At 61.7% G+C, this 16579-nt stretch carries 17 protein-coding genes; 12 read left to right on the top strand and 5 right to left on the bottom strand.

The genetic code is table 11. The features are described from left to right. Window positions 1-52 precede the first annotated feature (52 nt). The 3 genes from M0H32_RS24910 (at window position 53) to M0H32_RS24900 (ending at window position 2503) form a co-directional block, all read left to right on the top strand. Window positions 53-973, top strand: coding sequence for a DMT family transporter (locus M0H32_RS24910; RefSeq protein ID WP_248158868.1), 921 nt, complete (start codon window positions 53-55; stop codon window positions 971-973). Window positions 974-1070: 97 nt separating this feature from the next. Further along, the gene (locus M0H32_RS24905; protein ID WP_248158867.1) at window positions 1071-1655 is read left to right on the top strand and encodes a nitroreductase family protein; all 585 of its coding nucleotides are present in this window, start codon (window positions 1071-1073) and stop codon (window positions 1653-1655) included. Between the two features lie 302 nt (window positions 1656-1957). Further along, window positions 1958-2503, top strand: a complete 546-nt coding sequence (locus M0H32_RS24900) for a DUF2867 domain-containing protein (RefSeq protein ID WP_248158864.1) — start codon at window positions 1958-1960, stop codon at window positions 2501-2503. On the opposite strand, the gene M0H32_RS24895 is transcribed toward M0H32_RS24900, so the two are convergent. Together M0H32_RS24895 and M0H32_RS24890 are read right to left on the bottom strand one after the other, a co-directional pair. Further along, on the bottom strand, window positions 2488-3144 hold the full coding sequence (locus M0H32_RS24895; protein WP_248158854.1) for a cupin domain-containing protein: 657 nt from the start codon (window positions 3142-3144) through the stop codon (window positions 2488-2490). The genes M0H32_RS24900 and M0H32_RS24895 overlap by 16 nt on opposite strands. 154 nt (window positions 3145-3298) lie before the next feature. Beyond that, window positions 3299-4120 carry a substrate-binding periplasmic protein gene (locus M0H32_RS24890; protein WP_248158853.1) on the bottom strand — a complete coding sequence of 274 codons (822 nt, stop codon included), beginning with the start codon at window positions 4118-4120 and terminating at the stop codon, window positions 3299-3301. Between the two features lie 283 nt (window positions 4121-4403). On the opposite strand from M0H32_RS24890, the gene M0H32_RS24885 reads away from it, so the two are divergent. Continuing rightward, a complete protein-coding gene (locus tag M0H32_RS24885) occupies window positions 4404-5879 on the top strand; it encodes a helicase HerA domain-containing protein (protein ID WP_248158852.1) in 1476 nt (491 codons plus the stop codon). 78 nt (window positions 5880-5957) lie between these two features. Next, window positions 5958-6326 (top strand): hypothetical protein, encoded by a 369-nt coding sequence (locus M0H32_RS24880; RefSeq protein WP_248158851.1) that lies wholly within the window; start codon window positions 5958-5960, stop codon window positions 6324-6326. A gap of 3 nt (window positions 6327-6329) precedes the next feature. Here the strand turns inward: M0H32_RS24880 and M0H32_RS24875 are convergent, their stop codons facing one another. The 3 genes from M0H32_RS24875 to M0H32_RS24865 all read right to left on the bottom strand — a co-directional run bounded on the left by M0H32_RS24875 (window position 6330) and on the right by M0H32_RS24865 (window position 9327). After that, on the bottom strand, window positions 6330-6734 hold the full coding sequence (locus tag M0H32_RS24875; RefSeq protein ID WP_248158842.1) for a GFA family protein: 405 nt from the start codon (window positions 6732-6734) through the stop codon (window positions 6330-6332). A 67-nt stretch (window positions 6735-6801) separates the two neighbouring features. Beyond that, window positions 6802-7119 (bottom strand): hypothetical protein, encoded by a 318-nt coding sequence (locus M0H32_RS24870; protein ID WP_248158840.1) that lies wholly within the window; start codon window positions 7117-7119, stop codon window positions 6802-6804. A gap of 174 nt (window positions 7120-7293) precedes the next feature. Then, on the bottom strand, window positions 7294-9327 hold the full coding sequence (locus M0H32_RS24865) for a methyl-accepting chemotaxis protein (protein WP_248158838.1): 2034 nt from the start codon (window positions 9325-9327) through the stop codon (window positions 7294-7296). A 191-nt stretch (window positions 9328-9518) separates the two neighbouring features. Between M0H32_RS24865 and hmgA the strand changes: the two genes are divergently transcribed. From hmgA to M0H32_RS24830, 7 genes are all read left to right on the top strand, one after another. Further along, window positions 9519-10889 (top strand): homogentisate 1,2-dioxygenase, encoded by a 1371-nt coding sequence (gene hmgA, locus M0H32_RS24860; RefSeq protein WP_248158836.1) that lies wholly within the window; start codon window positions 9519-9521, stop codon window positions 10887-10889. Beyond that, a complete protein-coding gene (locus M0H32_RS24855) occupies window positions 10889-11758 on the top strand; it encodes an MBL fold metallo-hydrolase (RefSeq protein ID WP_248158834.1) in 870 nt (289 codons plus the stop codon). The genes hmgA and M0H32_RS24855 overlap by 1 nt, the downstream gene beginning before the upstream one ends. A 7-nt stretch (window positions 11759-11765) precedes the next feature. Further along, the gene (locus M0H32_RS24850) at window positions 11766-12782 is read left to right on the top strand and encodes a fumarylacetoacetate hydrolase family protein (protein WP_248158832.1); all 1017 of its coding nucleotides are present in this window, start codon (window positions 11766-11768) and stop codon (window positions 12780-12782) included. 242 nt (window positions 12783-13024) lie between these two features. Beyond that, window positions 13025-13984, top strand: a complete 960-nt coding sequence (locus M0H32_RS24845) for an MBL fold metallo-hydrolase (RefSeq protein WP_248158830.1) — start codon at window positions 13025-13027, stop codon at window positions 13982-13984. Between the two features lie 3 nt (window positions 13985-13987). After that, the gene (locus M0H32_RS24840) at window positions 13988-14512 is read left to right on the top strand and encodes a DinB family protein (protein ID WP_248158827.1); all 525 of its coding nucleotides are present in this window, start codon (window positions 13988-13990) and stop codon (window positions 14510-14512) included. 23 nt (window positions 14513-14535) lie between these two features. Next, window positions 14536-16155: an FAD-dependent oxidoreductase gene (locus M0H32_RS24835; protein ID WP_248158826.1), complete on the top strand. Its 1620-nt coding sequence runs from the start codon at window positions 14536-14538 to the stop codon at window positions 16153-16155. Then, a complete protein-coding gene (locus M0H32_RS24830; protein WP_248158823.1) occupies window positions 16152-16343 on the top strand; it encodes a DUF2783 domain-containing protein in 192 nt (63 codons plus the stop codon). Before M0H32_RS24835 ends, M0H32_RS24830 begins: the two co-directional genes overlap by 4 nt. Window positions 16344-16579: the final 236 nt, after the last annotated feature.

Raw genomic sequence — 16579 nt, 5'->3', positions numbered from 1 at the left:
AAATGAAAACTAGGAATTTCATTTTTGTTTTTGCTGACTGTATCGACAGATCATGATGATCAAAACGCTCCCCGAACCTCACCTCAACACCACAAGCGCAACGCTTGTCATTGCCGCTTCCGCAGTCTGCTTCGGCCTGATGCCGCTGTTCGTGCGCGAGCTTCAGGGCCTGGGCACCGGGCCTGCGACGATCGCGCTCTATCGCTATGGCTTTTCGGCGCTGTTCCTGCTGCCGTTCCTGCCGCTGCAGCGGGAAAAATGGGGTGGTGCGCTGCTGCTCATGGGAGCGGGCTGCGTTTTCAGCCTCAGCCTGATCGGCTATCTGGAAGCGCTCGGCTCCGCGCCTGTGGCGGCGGCCGGTGTCGTCTATATGTCCTATCCGGTGTTCGCGGCCCTGTTTGCCTGGGTTCTGTTGCGGCAGGCACTCAGCTGGCGGTCCTTTGCGGCGGCGGGGCTCGTCATTGCCGCGGCCGGCATGCTGCTGGATCCCGCGATGTTGTCGCCAGAAGTGTTCAAGGCGCTTGTCTGGGCGATCCCGGCGCCGGTCGCCTTCGGTTTTCTGGTGGTTGTGCTCAGCGGCCTCGCCGGGCAGCTCAATTCCCTGGAACGCACGGCCTCAGGCCTCACCGGATCGATCATTGGCCTTCTGCCGCTGGCTCTTCAGGAAGGACAGGGCTCGGTGCTGCCCGCGTCCGCCGGGGCTTGGGGGCTGGTGCTGGTGATGGGCCTGCTGACGGCCTTGATTCCGCAACTGATATTCACCTTCGCCTGCCAGAGGGTCGGCCCGGTGCGCACCGCTGCCGCGGGCAGTTTTGAACTGCCAACTATGTTCCTGGTCGGCTGGTGGGGCTTCGGCGAGGCCCTGGGAATCCGCGAAATCCTGTCGGCCCTGCTTGTACTGACGGCCATCCTTGTGGCCCCGGCCATCGGCGCAAAACCGCAGGAACCGGGCCGCGCGGCTCCGGCGGGATGATGTCTTGATAAAAAGTATCTTGATATAAAGATAAAGCTATCCTATCTCCAGCTCGGCCGGGCGGACAACAGCCCGGGACCTGTTTGGAGAGATTGCAATGACTGCCCGTACGCCTGCCCATCCCGTCGACGACCTGTTTGTCAACCGCTGGTCGCCCCGTGCCTTCGACCGCTCAGAAATGCCGGAAGCGGATCTGAAGACCATTCTGGAAGCCGCCCGCTGGGCACCCTCCGCGTTCAACATTCAGCCCTGGCGTTTTGTCTATGCCCGGCGGGGAGACGGCAACTGGCAGGTTCTGGTCGACCTGCTCAACCCGTTCAACCGCGACTGGGGCCAGCATGCCTCGGCGCTGGTTTATCTCTTTTCGGATACAGAAGTGGATGGTGAGGACGGCAATCCCGGCCGGCCGAACGGCTATCACGCCTTTGACGCCGGCTCGGCCTGGACCCATGCGGCGCTGCAGGCCTCAACGCTCGGCTATCACGCCCACGGCGTTGCCGGCATCCTGAAGGACGAGATCCACGACAAGCTTGGAGTGCCGGAACGCTACCAGCCGCAGATCGCGCTGATCATCGGCAAGCGCGGGGATGTCGCCGAACTGCCGGAAAGTCTTCAGATCCGCGAAACCCCGAGCAGCCGCATGGCAATTGACGATATCGCTTTTTCCGGGGCCTGGGGCTGACGTTTGGCTTTGGTTCGGCAAAGGTAGAATGCCCCGATTTCGTCATCCCGGGCGCAGCGAAGTGTAGACCCGGGATCGGAGAGCCTGGATCTGTCGGTGGGAAAAGGACAAAAGGTCAAAGACTTCGAGCTCCCCGGTCCCGGCTCGCGCTTCGCTTGGCCGGGATGACATGGGAACGAACGGGTTGGCAAAAAAAGCATAAACGGCGCTTCGAGCCTTTTTTGCTGCGGCAATCCGCGTGAGCGCGCGGGACGACAATCGGCGGTAGTCTTGCTTCCGATTTCACGTCTTTGGAGCAGACAATGAGCCAGGCCGACACGCTTCCTTCCGAAAGCCTTTTGAACGCCTATCGGGCACCGCGCGATTTTCTGGACTGCTATTCCGTGTCCCTGAAAGGGCGCCCGGATCTGCAGGCGGCGGACATGCGCGTCCTGGCCGACCATGTCCTCAACGCCGACATCAACTGGATGAAGGCGCTGCTGGCAGTCCGTGACCGGCTGACCGGGCTGATCGGGATGAAAACCACCGACAAGCTGGCGCTTCAACAAAGCCGGTTGCCAATGGAGCAGCGGGCACCGGGCGACCGGATCGGCTTTTTCAAGATCTATTCGGTCGCTGACGACGAGATCGTCCTCGGCGAAGACGACTGGCATCAGGATTTCAGATTGTCCCTGTTGCGCACCGGTGGAGCGGCGCCAAGGGTTTTTGCATCGACCTGCTGCAAGCGGCACAATCTGGCGGGCCACGCTTATTTGGCGCTGATCCTGCCGTTTCACAAGCTGATCGCCCGATCCGTGCTGGACAAGGCGGTGGCAAGTGGCCCCATTTCGGCTCAAGTTTCCAGATGACCGGTCTTGCGCCAGACCCGCGCGCCCTGTGATGTGCGGATGGTCTGCCGGCTGTCCGCTGGCAGGCGCAGCCAGGTTCCCTGGTCGTAGCGGCCGTCCTGATCCTCGAAACTGCCTTCGATAACAAAGTATTCCGCGCCACCCGGAAAATCCTGGGCGTCGAAGCGCGCCCCGCGTTCCCAGTCGAGCATGACGACTTCCTCGTCCGGCCGGATGTGTAGGGGCAGGATGCTTTCGCCCGCCCGTCCCACCTGCCAGCCGGCCGGGTCAAGCGTATTCACCCGCACATAGGCGGCGTCATCCGGCTGCATCTGGCGCAGCTTGACCAGGATCACGGCGCCCGGATCGCTCGAGGGGACATGGCTGGAGCCGGGCGGATTGCGGACATACATACCTTTCGGAAAGTCGCCGCTTTCATCGGAAAAGACACCGTCCAGCACCAGGAATTCCTCGCCCATGTCATGCTTGTGCGCGGAAAAGGCAGAGCCGGGGGCATATCGGACCAGCGACGTGGCCCGGGCGACCTCCGCGCCGTCCCGCTCCAGCATGCGGCGCTCGACACCGGCCATCGGCGAGGGTACCCAATCGAGCGTCGCACTGTCGACGACGGCCCGTTCTGTCAAATCGGCGTGGATTTTCATGGTTCTCTTCCTGTGGCTCGTTCTCAAACACATGGTGCCGATCTTCGCTGGAGGGAAGGGGGAGATCCAGTGCAGGGGGGGCGAACGGCATTTGGGCAGAGAATCCGATCCGGTCACCGGTCCCGATGCGCAAGGTCTCTTCTGTGAAACTGTCTCAGGACGGACTGTGTGCCTCGTCGTCAGTGCTCCGGTCTGGCCATAGCAACCGGTTATACTCGCCGCTGTCCTGCAAGGCCTTGAGACCCTTGTTGAAGCGATCGCAGAGCAAGGCCCCGTCTTCCGACATCTTGGAGACAATGACACGGTAATCCCATTCGACAGCGATGGCCTCAAGAGCGAGGAACTTTCCGGCGTCGCGGGGCGGTACCGCGGATGAGATTGCGTCACTGGCGACATCTTCGTTGCCCATGACGAGATCGACACGTCCGACCGCGAGCATTTGAATGAGGTCTTCCAGCGTGCTCTGAAGATAAATGGTGATACTGCCGTCCGCAACGAGCCGGTCCAGATCCTCACCAAGCGCTGCGCCTTCGATGACGCCAAGGCTCAATCCTTCAAAGTCCTTCCAATCGTCGGCGTCAATCGGACGGTCCGTCGAATAAAAGAACTGTTCGCGCTGGATCAGGACCGGGTCGCAGAAGTGAAAATAGGGTTCCCGGTCAGCGGTCTTGCCCCAGCCGGCCGAAACCGGCCATCGGCCTTCCTGGGTTTCCAGAAGGGCCCTTTTCCAGGGGAAGAACCCATATTCGACCTGCAGTCCCTGAAGTTCGAATGCACGAGTGACGACCTGCGCGTAGGTGCCGTAGCCTTCGGCGGATTCCGAAAAATAGGGAGGCCATTCGCCAACCGCGATCTTTACCGTTTGCGCCATGGCGGCCGGTGACAGAAAGAGCGCGAACAAAAGACCGGTTGTGAGGACGGCCTTGCGCGTATAAAGGATCCGGCGCAGTGCGTTTATCGGTCTTCTTGTCGTCACGGTCCTGTCTCGAGGGTCTTGTTTGACTTGGAGACTAGCATAGGACGCAACGTTGTGGGCGACAGGAGTGTACCAATCCTGTATCCAGCGTGATCCTGAGCCGGGCTCCTGTGCGCGGGAAACCCGACCAAGGGGGCTCAAGCGGTGGAATGCTGGGAAAACCGCGCTTTCCGCGCTTGCCGGCTTTGCAAGTCTGCCGGAATCGTGCTGACTACCGCACTGCACGAAATCGCAGGAAACGGGGTATCCGCAGCGCTGCCGGAGCTGCACGCAAAGTGAAAGCATGACGGTTCAGATCGATATCGGGGAAATGACGGGTGGCGCACGGGCCGGCCTGGATCTTGAGGAGCTGCTGGCGACGCGGCTTCTGGTTCAGGGCAATTCCGGGTCGGGTAAGTCGCACCTTTTGCGCCGGCTTTTGGAACAGTCAGCCAACTGGGTGCAGCAGGCGATCATCGATCCGGAGGGGGACTTCGTGTCGCTCGCCGACAAGTTCGGCCATGTGGTCGTTGACGCCGTCGGCACCGAAAAGGATCTGCAGATGATCGCGGGCCGGGTGCGCCAGCACCGGGTCTCCGTCGTGCTCAATCTGGAAGGTCTCGACGCCGACCGCCAGATGAAGGCAGCGGCCACCTTTCTTGACGGCCTCTTCGATGCGGACCGGGACCAGTGGTATCCGATGATCGTCGTCGTCGACGAGGCCCAGCTGTTTGCGCCGGCTGCCGCCGGCGAAGTCACCGAAGAAGCGCGCCGGCGGTCCCTGGGTGCCATGACCAACCTGATGTGCCGAGGTCGCAAGCGCGGCCTTGCAGGTATCATCGCCACACAGCGTCTTGCAAAGTTGGCCAAGAACGTCGCCGCCGAAGCGTCCAACTTCCTGATGGGCCGCACGTTCCTGGACATCGACATGGCCCGAGCCGCCGACCTTCTCGGCATGGAACGGCGCCAGGCGGAGAGCTTCCGCAACCTCGACCGCGGCCATTTCATTGCGCTCGGACCGGCCATGTCCAGGCGCCCGGTGCCGGTCAAGATCGGACCGGTGGAAACCATGGGTCGCGGCGGCAGCCCGAAGCTGATGCCCTTGCCGGAGCAGCCCAAGGAAGACGCCATGGACCTGATCTTCACGCCCGGCGCCGACGAAGTGCAGCCGGTGCGCCAGCGTTTTGTCGAACCGGTCGTTTCCACCGGCGAGGTGCTCAACCAGCTGAGCAGCGCCGAACGGGCGAGCAACGAGGATGTGCCCCAAGCGGAGAGCCTGCTCGATTTCGGCGAACGCGAGGACAAGATCGCCGAGATCATCGCCGGCATTCTGGAAGACGAGGAGGCTGCCTTCCAGCCGATTGCCTCGCTCTATCAGGATTTCCAGGTCCGCTGCCGGATCACGAAGCTCCCCGGCGGCGCGCCGGATCTGCAAACATTCCGGGAAAAACTGTCGGTCGCCCGAGCCGGTGTCGAAAAGGGCGAGATGGATGACGGTGCCTGGGCCCAGGCGGAACTGATCGCCGCCGAATTGCCGGAAGACATGCGCGGCGTCTATCTGCTGCTCGCCAAGGCGGCGCTTGCCAAAGCGCCGTGTCCTGGCAACATCGAGATCGCCACGGCCTATGGCACGCGGTCTCCCGGCCGGGCCCGCTGGCTGCTCAGCCACATGGAAGAGCGCGGCTTTCTGGTCTGTGCCACGGATCTGCGCGGCAACCGGATCGTCACCCTGACTGACCTCGGCTGGCAGACGGCCCCCGGCGACGAAGCGGCGGCCTGAATTCAGCTTGAGCCAGGCCCTCTGGCGGTTCCCTCAAAAAACGCGCATGCTTGCAGGTCAGAAATTCGGGAGGCCGCCATGACGCTCGAAGAAACCATCGACATCTATTGTTCCGCCTGGTCGGAGCGCGATCCGTCCTATCGCCGGGATCTGCTCGACAAATCCGTTTCGGTCGATGTCAGGTACACCGATCCCGAGACGGATCTGCGGGGGCGGACGGAACTGGTCGATCACATTGCCGGTGTGCTGGCCAGCCGGGTCGGCGCCAAGATCCTGCGCACCAGCGCCATCGACGAGCATCACGGCATGGCACGGTTCGCCTGGCATCTGGTCAAGGCGGACGGTACAGCGCTGCCTGAAGGGCTCGACATCGTCACGGTCGACGGGCAGTCGGGCAAATTGAAATCGATCCTTGGGTTTTTCGGTCCGCTGAAAGAGGAAGCCTGAGGCTCAGCCGGGAAAGGTCTCGAATTCCTGTACCTCCTCCAGCCTGTCGTCCCAATCGGCACGGCTGGCCGCAAAGATATGGCCGGCCGGTTTCATCCCGACAGGGCTGTTCAGACTGCCTGCGGGAACAACCAGCAAATTGCCCTCCAGCTGATGATTGGGTAGCGCGGAGCCGCAGTCCTTGCAGAAGGCCTTGCGGTGCCGTGTGCCCGGCAGGGTGAAGGTCGTGACATGGTCCGCGCCGGAGGTCCAGATCAGGTTGGCTGTCGACGAAAACAGGTTGGCGGCATGCGCGGACCCTGTGTCCTTCCGGCAATGGCTGCAATGACACAGGAAGAACGCGTCGAAGTCGCCGTTGATCTGAAAGGCAACGGTGCCGCAAAGACAGCTGCCGGTATGGATTTTCATGGGGCTGACCTGATTCGACGAGAGAAGAGTGTCTGCTCTACCATTCACCCCGGCAAAGCGACAAGCCTCAGATCGCCGGCCGCATGCGCCGGGAATCAGTGCCCGCTGCTGTCACGTCGACCGGTTTCTGCACCAGGAGGTAGTCGAGCTGCGACAGTTCCAGCGTGATGCCGTCGATGGTCCGGGTCAGCACACCTTCCAGATAGCTGCCGCCCGGGGAGCGGTCCCGGATGGCAATGGCCCGTTCCCGCGCCTTGCGCAGATAAAGAATCATCTTGCGCACGTCGCCAGGGGTCACATCCGTCGTCTGGACACTATCCAGCAGGGACGGCGACGCCGCGAGAACCGCGCGGGATTGCTCAAGGGTGGGATTGGCCAGCCGCATTGCTTACCTCATTTGTTCGCTATTTGTTCTTTTTAGATCACGGCAAATGATTGATCAAGCCCCGTGTGACGAAAGGCAGGGAAGGGATCTGAGCCGGCAAACTGTGAGATCGGAAAAAAGGAAGCCCGCGCAAGGGGTTGCGCGGGCTTCTGTTTCTGGGCGATTTGACTGTCTTTAAGCGGCCCGGACCTTCGACAGGAAATCGGCAATGGTGGCCTGCAGGCCCTGGGCCTGTTCGGAAACCGACTGGGACACCGTCAGGACATCGGCCGCGGAGCTGCTGGTTTCCTCCGCCGCCTGCATGACGTCGCCGACGCTTGAGCTCATGTCGCTGGTACAGCTGGCAGCCTGCTGGACATTGTGGCTGATCTCGTTGGTGGCATCGCCCTGCTGCTGGATCGCCGCTGCGATTGCCGCGGTGAACTGGTTGACCTCGTCCATGGTCGAGGCGATTTCCTGGATCGAACCGACAGCATTGCGGGTCGAAGACTGGATACCGGCGATCTGCGCGGAGATTTCCTCTGTCGCCTTTGCCGTCTGGGTGGCCAGTTCCTTGACTTCCGCCGCCACGACCGCGAAGCCCTTGCCGGCTTCCCCGGCGCGGGCCGCCTCGATGGTGGCATTCAGGGCCAGGAGGTTGGTCTGTTCGGCAATCGCTTGGATCAGGCTGACAACTTCGCCGATCTTCTGGGCGGCGGTGTCGAGGCTTCCGACCTTGTCGTTGCTGTCATTGGCCGCGCGGGTTGCGCTGGTGACAACCGTTTTGGTCTGTTCGATCTGGCGGCCGATTTCCGAGATCGAGGCCGACAATTCTTCCGCGGCCGAGGCAACCGTCTGGACGCTGCCCTGGGCGACTTCGGAGGAGCCTGCGACGGAAGACACTTTGGCCGAGGTGTCGCGCGCGATGGCGTCGAGCGAGGCCGCTGTCTGTTCCATGCGATGCGTATTGCCGGAGACCTGGTCGAGCACCGCGTGAACGTCACGCTCGAAGGTTTCGATCAGTTCTGCGACGGCGCGCTGGCGCTCCATCTGGCTCTGCTGGGACTGTTCTGTGTCGCTCTGCAGCGTCCGGCGCTCGTTTTCATTGGCAACGAAGATTTCCAGGGCGCCGGCCATCTGGCCGATCTCATCCTTGCGCTCGGTATAGGCGACCGGCGTACTGACATCGCCATCGGCGAGATTGCGCATGCGCGTGGTCAGGGCCTGTACTGGGCCGGCAATGGTCGAACCGAGCAACCACATCAGGAAGGTGCCAGCGATGAGCAGTCCTGCGGCGAGCAGGAGGCTCATCTGCATCGTGGAATTGGCGCTGGCGAGCAGCTCGCTTTCGTCGACCGCGACGACGATAAACCAGCGCTGGCCGGTGCCGTCCAACTCGAACGCCTGGATTGCTTCCGCTGTGCCATCCTGGGTGGCGAAACCGGCGTCGCCCTTGAGCGCCTTGATCTTGGCGATGGCTGCTGCGTCGGCCTTCTGGCCGAGCAGGCTCGCGTCCGGATGGGACACCCAGACACCGGCCTCGCTGAGCAGGCCGACATAACCGCTGTCATAGGTCTGGCCGGCGCTGACCGCCTTCTGCAGACCTTCCAGGGAAACGTCGATGGTGGCGCCGCCGATGCCCTTGCCGGACGGGTCCTTGATTGGAGAGGAGGCGGTCGCCATCAGAACGTCGACGCCGTTGACCGGATAGAGGTAAGGCTCGGTGACCGTGTCGTGGCCGAGATTTTTCGGCTTGTCGTACCACTCCTCAGAGCCACTGTCGCCGCCGAAGAGCAGAGGTTCCCAGGCCACCTTGGCACCGTCATTGTAGAAATAGGGAATGAAGCGGCCCTTGTCGTCGGAGAAATTGGCCCCCGCGTTGTCCGCGTCCGCGCCGGCCATGTCAGGCTCCAGGATCGCGCCGCCACCGACGAAATGTTTGTTCTGGCCGATCTGGTGCTGCATCACCGCGGCATAGGCGTTGCGGTCGGTGACGCCGGCATGCTGCAGGCCTTCCAGTGCGTCCGCAGCGGCGCGCGCAGCCAGCTGTGCCTGGGCGAGCGTCTTGCCCGCGTCCAGTGCAAGGGCGGCTGCGGTCTTACGGATCAGGTCCTCGCCGGATTTTTGCGACGTTGACTGGGTCATGAAGGTAACGGCCAGGATAAGCGTCAGGAATCCAAACAGGAAGACGCCGCTGGAAGCGAAGAAAATCCGATTTCTGAGAGACATGAAGTGCTCCAAGGGTAAGACTGGCTCAACCTTAGGTCAGCTGCGTAAATCAAAGCTTACGGACCGGCCCGTTTTTGCGGTGCAGAAAGACTTTTTTGCCGGCCGCGATACATTTTTGAGATGCGGCTTGATCCTCGGAATGAAAATGGTTACATATGCAACTAAATTCATCTCCGAACCGGGAGGATGTCATGGATCAGAGAACGGACAGCAGTCAGAAGCTTGGCGAAGAACGGCGGAATTCGGCCGCTCTTGAGTATATGCCGGGCTTTGGCAATGATTTTGAGACCGAAGCCCTGCCCGGGGCGCTGCCCCAGGGCAGGAACAGCCCGCAGAAATGCGCCTATGGACTTTACGGCGAGCAGCTCTCCGGCACCGCCTTCACCGCGCCGAGCCATCAGAACGAACGCACCTGGTGTTACCGCATCCGGCCGTCCGTCAAGCATACCAGCCGGTTCCGGAAAATCGATCTGCCGCTCTGGAAATCGGCGCCGAATGTCTGCGATGATGTTGTTTCGCTCGGCCAGTACCGCTGGGATCCGGTACCCCATTCCGGCGATGAACTGACCTGGCTCACCGGCATGCGCACCATGACCACCGCCGGTGACGTTAATACCCAGGTCGGCATGGCCAGCCACATCTACCTGGTGACCAAGTCGATGGAGGATGAATACTTCTTTTCCGCCGACAGCGAACTTCTGGTGGTGCCCCAGGAAGGTGTGCTGCGGTTCTGCACCGAGCTCGGCGTCATCGAGCTGGAACCCAAGGAAATCGCCATCCTGCCGCGCGGCCTGGTCTACCGGGTCGAGGTGATCGAAGGCCCGGCACGCGGCTTTGTCTGCGAGAATTACGGTCAGAAGTTCGAGCTGCCGGGCAGGGGGCCGATCGGAGCCAACTGCATGGCCAACCGCCGTGACTTCAAGGCTCCTGTGGCTCATTTCGAGGACCGCGAAGCGCCGTCGACGGTGACGGTGAAGTGGTGCGGCCAGTTCCACGAAACGAAAATCGGCCATTCGCCGCTCGACGTGGTCGCCTGGCACGGCAATTACGCGCCCTGCAAATACGATCTCAGAAATTATTGCCCGATCGGATCGATCCTGTTCGACCATCCGGATCCGTCGATCTTCACCGTGCTGACGGCGCCGTCAGGTGTACCGGGCACGGCCAATATCGACTTCGTCCTGTTCCGTGAGCGCTGGATGGTGATGGAAGACACCTTCCGTCCGCCCTGGTACCACAAGAACATCATGTCCGAGCTGATGGGCAACATCTACGGCCAGTATGACGCCAAACCTCAGGGCTTCATTCCGGGCGGCATGAGCCTTCACAACATGATGCTGCCGCATGGGCCCGACAACACTGCCTTTGAAGGGGCGTCCAACGCCGATCTCAAGCCGGAAAAGCTCGACAACACCATGTCGTTCATGTTCGAGACCCGTTTCCCGCAGCATCTGACGGAATTTGCCGCCAAGGACGCGCCGTTGCAGGATGACTACATCGACTGCTGGGATTCGCTTGAGAAGAAATTCGACGGCACGCCCGAGGGGACCTGGAACAAATAATGAGCGCTTCTGACTTTCCCGATCGCCTGGTCATCCTGGGGTCGAAAGGCGGTCCGGCCATCCGCCCGGGCGGCCCGTCGCCGACCAGCTCGCTCCTCGACATCGGCGGACGCCGCTGTGTGGTCGATTGCGGTCTCGGAGTGACCCGGGGGCTGATCAATGCCGGTGTGGTGCTGAAGGAGCTCGATCTCATCTTCATCACCCATATGCATTCCGACCACGTCCTGGAACTGGGGCCGCTGATCCATACGGCCTGGACCACCGGTCTGTCGACAAAGGTCAAGGTCTTCGGCCCGGCGGACCTGAAGGACTACTGGGACGGTTTCCTGGCCTCCATGCGCTATGACATCGATCTCAGGATCGACGACGAAGGCCGGCCGGATCTGCGCGATCTGGTCGCGATCCATCTTCTTGAGGAAGGTGAGGTGCCGGTCGCGGACAATGCCGTGAGTGTCTCTGCGCTCCGCGTCGATCATCCGCCGGTGGTCGATTGTTTTGCCTTGCGCTTCGACGTCGAGGGCTGGTCGGTCGCCTTCTCGGCCGACACCACCTATTTCCCGCCGCTTGGCGAGTTCTCCAAGGATTGCGATCTGCTGATTCACGAGGCCATGCTGGCTCGTGGGGTAGACCGGATTGTGGAGATCACCGGCAATGGCGAACGTCTGCGGGAGCATCTTCTGGCAAGCCACACGATGGCGCACGACGCCGCAAGGATTGCCCAGGCAGCAGGAGTGAAGAAACTGGTGCTGCACCACCTGATCCCGGCGGATCTGCCGGGCTTTGAAAAAGAAGAATGGCTGGAGGCCACCAAGGGCTTCCAGGGAGAAACCATCGTCAGCCATGACGGCCTGGCGATCACAAGGAGCTGAGAACCTCATGAAACTGGCAACGCTCAAGGACGGCACGCGCGACGGCAAACTGGTGGTGGTCAACGACCGCCTGACCTTCTGCACCGATGCAAGCCACATCGCGCCGACGCTGCAGACCGCGCTCGACAATTGGGACGAGGTGGCGCCGAAGCTGGAGCTCCTGGCCGAAAGCCTCTCTCATGAAGCCGTGCCGACCATCCGCTTTCACGAGCATGATGCCCTGTCGCCGCTGCCGCGGGCCTATCAGTGGGCCGATGGATCGGCTTACGTCAATCACGTTGAACTGGTGCGCAAGGCGCGCGGCGCCAAGATGCCGGAGACTTTCTGGACCGATCCGTTGATGTACCAGGGCGGATCCGACACGTTCCTGGCCCCGCGCGATCCGATCAAGATGCGCGACGAGGCCTGGGGCATCGACATGGAAGGCGAGATCGCCGTCGTCACCGGCGATGTGCCGATGGGCGTCAGTGCGGACGAGGCCCGCGACCACGTCCGCTTGGTGCTCCTGGTCAACGACGTTTCCCTGCGCGGCCTGATCCCGGCCGAACTCGGCAAGGGCTTCGGTTTCTTCCAGTCCAAGCCGTCTTCCGCCTTCTCCCCGGTGGCGGTGACACCGGCCGAACTCGGCGATGCCTGGAAAGGCGGCAAGCTGCACTTGCCGCTTCATGTCGATCTGAACGGCGAAGCCTTCGGTCGCGCCAATGCCGGCGTCGACATGACCTTCGATTTCGGACAGCTGATCGCCCATGCGGCCAAGACGCGCCCGCTCGGCGCCGGCACCATCATCGGTTCCGGCACGGTCTCCAACAAACTCGACGGCGGCCCGGGCAAGCCGGTCGCCGAAGGCGGCGTCGGTTATTCCTGCATTGCCGAGATCCGCATGATCGAGACCATCAATTCCGGCGAGGCTAAGACCCCGTTCCTGAAATTCGGCGACACGGTCCGCATCGAGATGCTGGACGGCGAAGGCCACTCTATTTTCGGCGCCATCGAGCAGACGGTGGAGAAATACGAGGGGATTTGAGAGCCCTTAATCGGGGCCATCTTTGCTGGTGACCCCCACCCCTAACCCCTCCCCACAAGGGGGATCAGGCCGTGCCACAACGAAGCGCTTTTACCAGCTCCTGCGCATCTGAAGGACACGAGACCAGAGACGACATTCAGACCAGTCCCCCTCCCCCTTGTGGGGAGGGGCTAGGGGTGGGGGTCCCACTTCCTAAAGCCAAAAATTCTTATCAAGGGACCCTGCTTGGGCGGGGAGGCAGTATGAGCAAGCAATTCGCATCCGCCGGAGACATGAGCGAGAAGAAGATCTCCTTCACCGAGATCGGCAAGGACCTCTGGGCCTTTACCGCCGAGGGCGATCCGAACACCGGTGTCATCATAGGTGATGACAGCGTCATGATCGTCGAGGCGCAGGCGACTCCGGAACTCGCCAACAAGGTAATCGAGAAGGTGCGGTCCGTCACCGACAAGCCGATAAGCCATCTTGTGCTGACGCATTACCACGCTGTACGCGTGCTGGGGGCGGCCGCCTACAAGGCGCCGACTGTGATCATGAGCCAGAAGGCCCGGTCCATGGTCGTGGAACGCGGCGCGGAAGACCGGGAATCGGAATTCATGCGCTTCCCGCGTCTGTTCATGGGCTATGACAATGTCAACGATATCCCGCCGCTCACCTGGCCGACAACCACCTTCAACGACCGCATGACGGTTTATCTCGGCAAGCGCCGGGTCGACCTGCGGTTCCTGGGCCGCGCCCACACGGCCGGCGACATCGTCATCCACGTGCCGGACGCGAACGTCATGTTCACCGGCGACATTGTCGAATACCACTCGGCCTGCTACTGCGGCGACGGCCATTTCAACGACTGGCCGACGACACTGGAGGCCATCCGCTCCTTCGATGTGGAAGCCATCGCGCCGGGCCGCGGCGATGCGCTGGTCGGCAAGGACATGGTGGGCAAGGCGCTGACCAACACCGCCGATTTTGTGTCTTCTACCTACCGTCCGGTCGCCCGGATCGCCCAGGGCGGCGGATCGCTGAAAGAAGCCTGGGACGCCTGCCGCGCCGAATGCGATCCGAAGTTCAAGGACTACGCGATCTACGAACATTGCCTGCCGTTCAACGTCGCCCGCGCCTATGACGAAGCGCTCGGCATCGACACGCCGCGCATCTGGACAGCCGAGCGTGACGCCAGGATGTGGGCGGACCTGCAGGGCTGAGGCATGACCACCGCCCTCGACCACATCCACCTGATGGCGCGTAATAACGCCTATGCCAACGAGCGTCTCTATGAAGCCTGCTGCAGGCTTTCGCAGGAGGCGTTCGCGGCGGAGCGGACGAATTTCTTTCCGTCGATCCGGGAGACCCTCAATCACAACTGGGAGGTCGACCGCTATTACCTCGATGCTTTGAGGGAAGAGGGAAGGGGGCTCACGGTCTTCGATGCACCGCATCTGGAAACGGCCGCGGAGCTGAAGGAAGCCCAGGAACTGCTCGACCGGATGCTGATCGGCTTCTGCGACGGGCTCACAAAAACCGATCTGGACCGCAAGGTGGTGCAGGACCGCGGCAAGAATGGCCGGTTTGAAGAAACCGTCGCCAACACGCTGCTGCATCTGTTCCAGCACCAGATCCATCATCGGGGCCAGGTGCATGCCATGCTGGCGGGAACGGACGTCGCCCCGCCGCAGCTTGATGAATTCTTTCTCGATTTCGACCGCCATCCGGCGGCCGAAAAATATCTCTGACGCAGGAGCCGGGAGGAGACCCTGTGACCAAACTCTTCGAAGCGCCGCTTTACCCTTACAAGTGGTCGCCGGACCAGGACGCGCCGTCGCCGGTACGCCACCCCGTGGTGATCATCGGCGCTGGACCGGTGGGTCTCGCCACGGCAATCGATCTGGCCCAGGCGGATGTGCCGGTGGTCGTGCTCGACGACAATGACAAGGTCAGCGTCGGTTCCCGTGCGATCTGTTTCTCCAAGCGGTCTCTTGAGATCTTCGACCGGCTCGGCTGCGGCGACGAGATGGAGGACAAGGGTGTCGTCTGGAATGTCGGCAAGGTCTTTTTCGGCGACCGTCAGGTCTATGACTTCAACCTGCTGCCGGAAGAGGGCCACAAACGCCCGGCCTTTATCAACCTCCAGCAATATTACTGCGAACTGTTCCTGGTCGAGCGCATCCGGGCCTTGCAGGCCGAAGGCAAGCCGGTGGAAATCCGCGGCGGCAACAAGGTTGCCAACCTAACCGCCTATGACGACCACACTCTGGTGACCGTCGAAACGCCGGAAGGGGCCTACAATCTGGAAGCCGATTGGCTGATCGCCTGTGACGGTGCCGGGTCACCGACGCGCAAGATGCTCGATCTCGACTTTGTCGGCCGGGTGTTTGAGGACAACTTCCTGATTGCCGACGTGATCATGAAGGCGGATTTTCCGACCGAGCGCTGGTTCTGGTTCGACCCGCCCTTCAACAAGGATCAGTCCGCGCTCCTGCACAAGCAGCCCGACGGGGTCTGGCGCATTGATCTTCAGCTCGGCTGGGACATTGACAAGGAAAAAGAGAAAAAGCCGGAAAACGTCATCCTGCGGCTCAAGGACATGCTCGGGCCGGATGTCGAGTTCGACCTGGAATGGGTGTCGATCTACACCTTCCAGTGCCGGCGCATGGAACAGTTCCGCCATGGCCGGGTGATCTTTGCCGGCGACAGCGCACACCAGGTCTCGCCCTTCGGCGCGCGCGGCGCCAATTCCGGCTTCCAGGACGCCGACAATCTCGGCTGGAAGCTGAAACTGGTGCTGGACGGCAAGGCACCGGAGCGCCTGCTCGACAGTTATGCGGTCGAGCGGGAAATGGCGGCGGACGAGAACATCCTGCAGAGCTCGCGCTCGACCGACTTCATCACGCCGAAATCCGAAATCAGCCGGATTTTCCGCGACGCCGTACTCGATCTCTCGGAACATTTCGAATTCGCGCGCCCGCTGGTGAATTCCGGGCGCCTCTCCGTGCCCTGCATCTATGACGGCTCGCCGCTGAACGGTCCGGACGCGGCGGGACTGCCCGCGCGCACCCGACCCGGCAGTCCAGCCGTGGACGCCCCGTTTGCCGAAGGCTGGCTGTTGGACCGCATCGGCGGCGACTTCCTGCTTCTGGGATTGGGGGCCGAGGTGCCAGCAAAGATGGAACTCGATGGCATCCAGATTACGGGCTTGACCATTGCCGCGAACCAGATCAACCGCGACCTGAAACACCGCTATCTTGGGGAGGTCGGGTCGGCGGTCTATCTGATACGTCCGGACCAGCATGTGGCCGCCCGCTGGACGGGATTCGATGAGACGGCAGTCGAACAGGCTCTGGCGATTGCTCTCGGCAAAAAGGAACTGGCAGCATGACGGACAGCGTGACGGCACCGAAACTGGACAAGCCGGACGAATTCTACGCCCGGCTGCTGACGGCGCATGAGGGTCTCAGCAAGGCGGAGAGCGATGCGTTCAACGCCCGGCTGATCCTGCTGATGGCCAACCGGATCGGCAATCTGACAGAGCTTGAGGCCCTGCTCGAGGCAGCCAGAGCCCGGTGATTCTGGGCCTTGATGCTGTAAGAATGAGTATCAAGGCCGAATCCGACTGTGCTTTTGACGCGGGTTGAATCAGTCCGAATTTAACGCTCATGGGTAGTATTCCGGGGCTGCCTGCTTTTTCAGCAGAGTGCCTGATTTTTTTCGGGCAAAAAAACTTAGATAAAAATCCGGAAGTATCTCTTTGCTGGCAAAGACAAAACGACGTCGGATTTAATTCGCCTTCTGAAACAAGAAGT

It is taken from the genome of Roseibium sediminicola, assembly GCF_023156505.1.
Lineage (GTDB): Bacteria > Pseudomonadota > Alphaproteobacteria > Rhizobiales > Stappiaceae > Roseibium > Roseibium sediminicola.
This window is presented reverse-complemented; position numbering and strand designations above follow the sequence as displayed.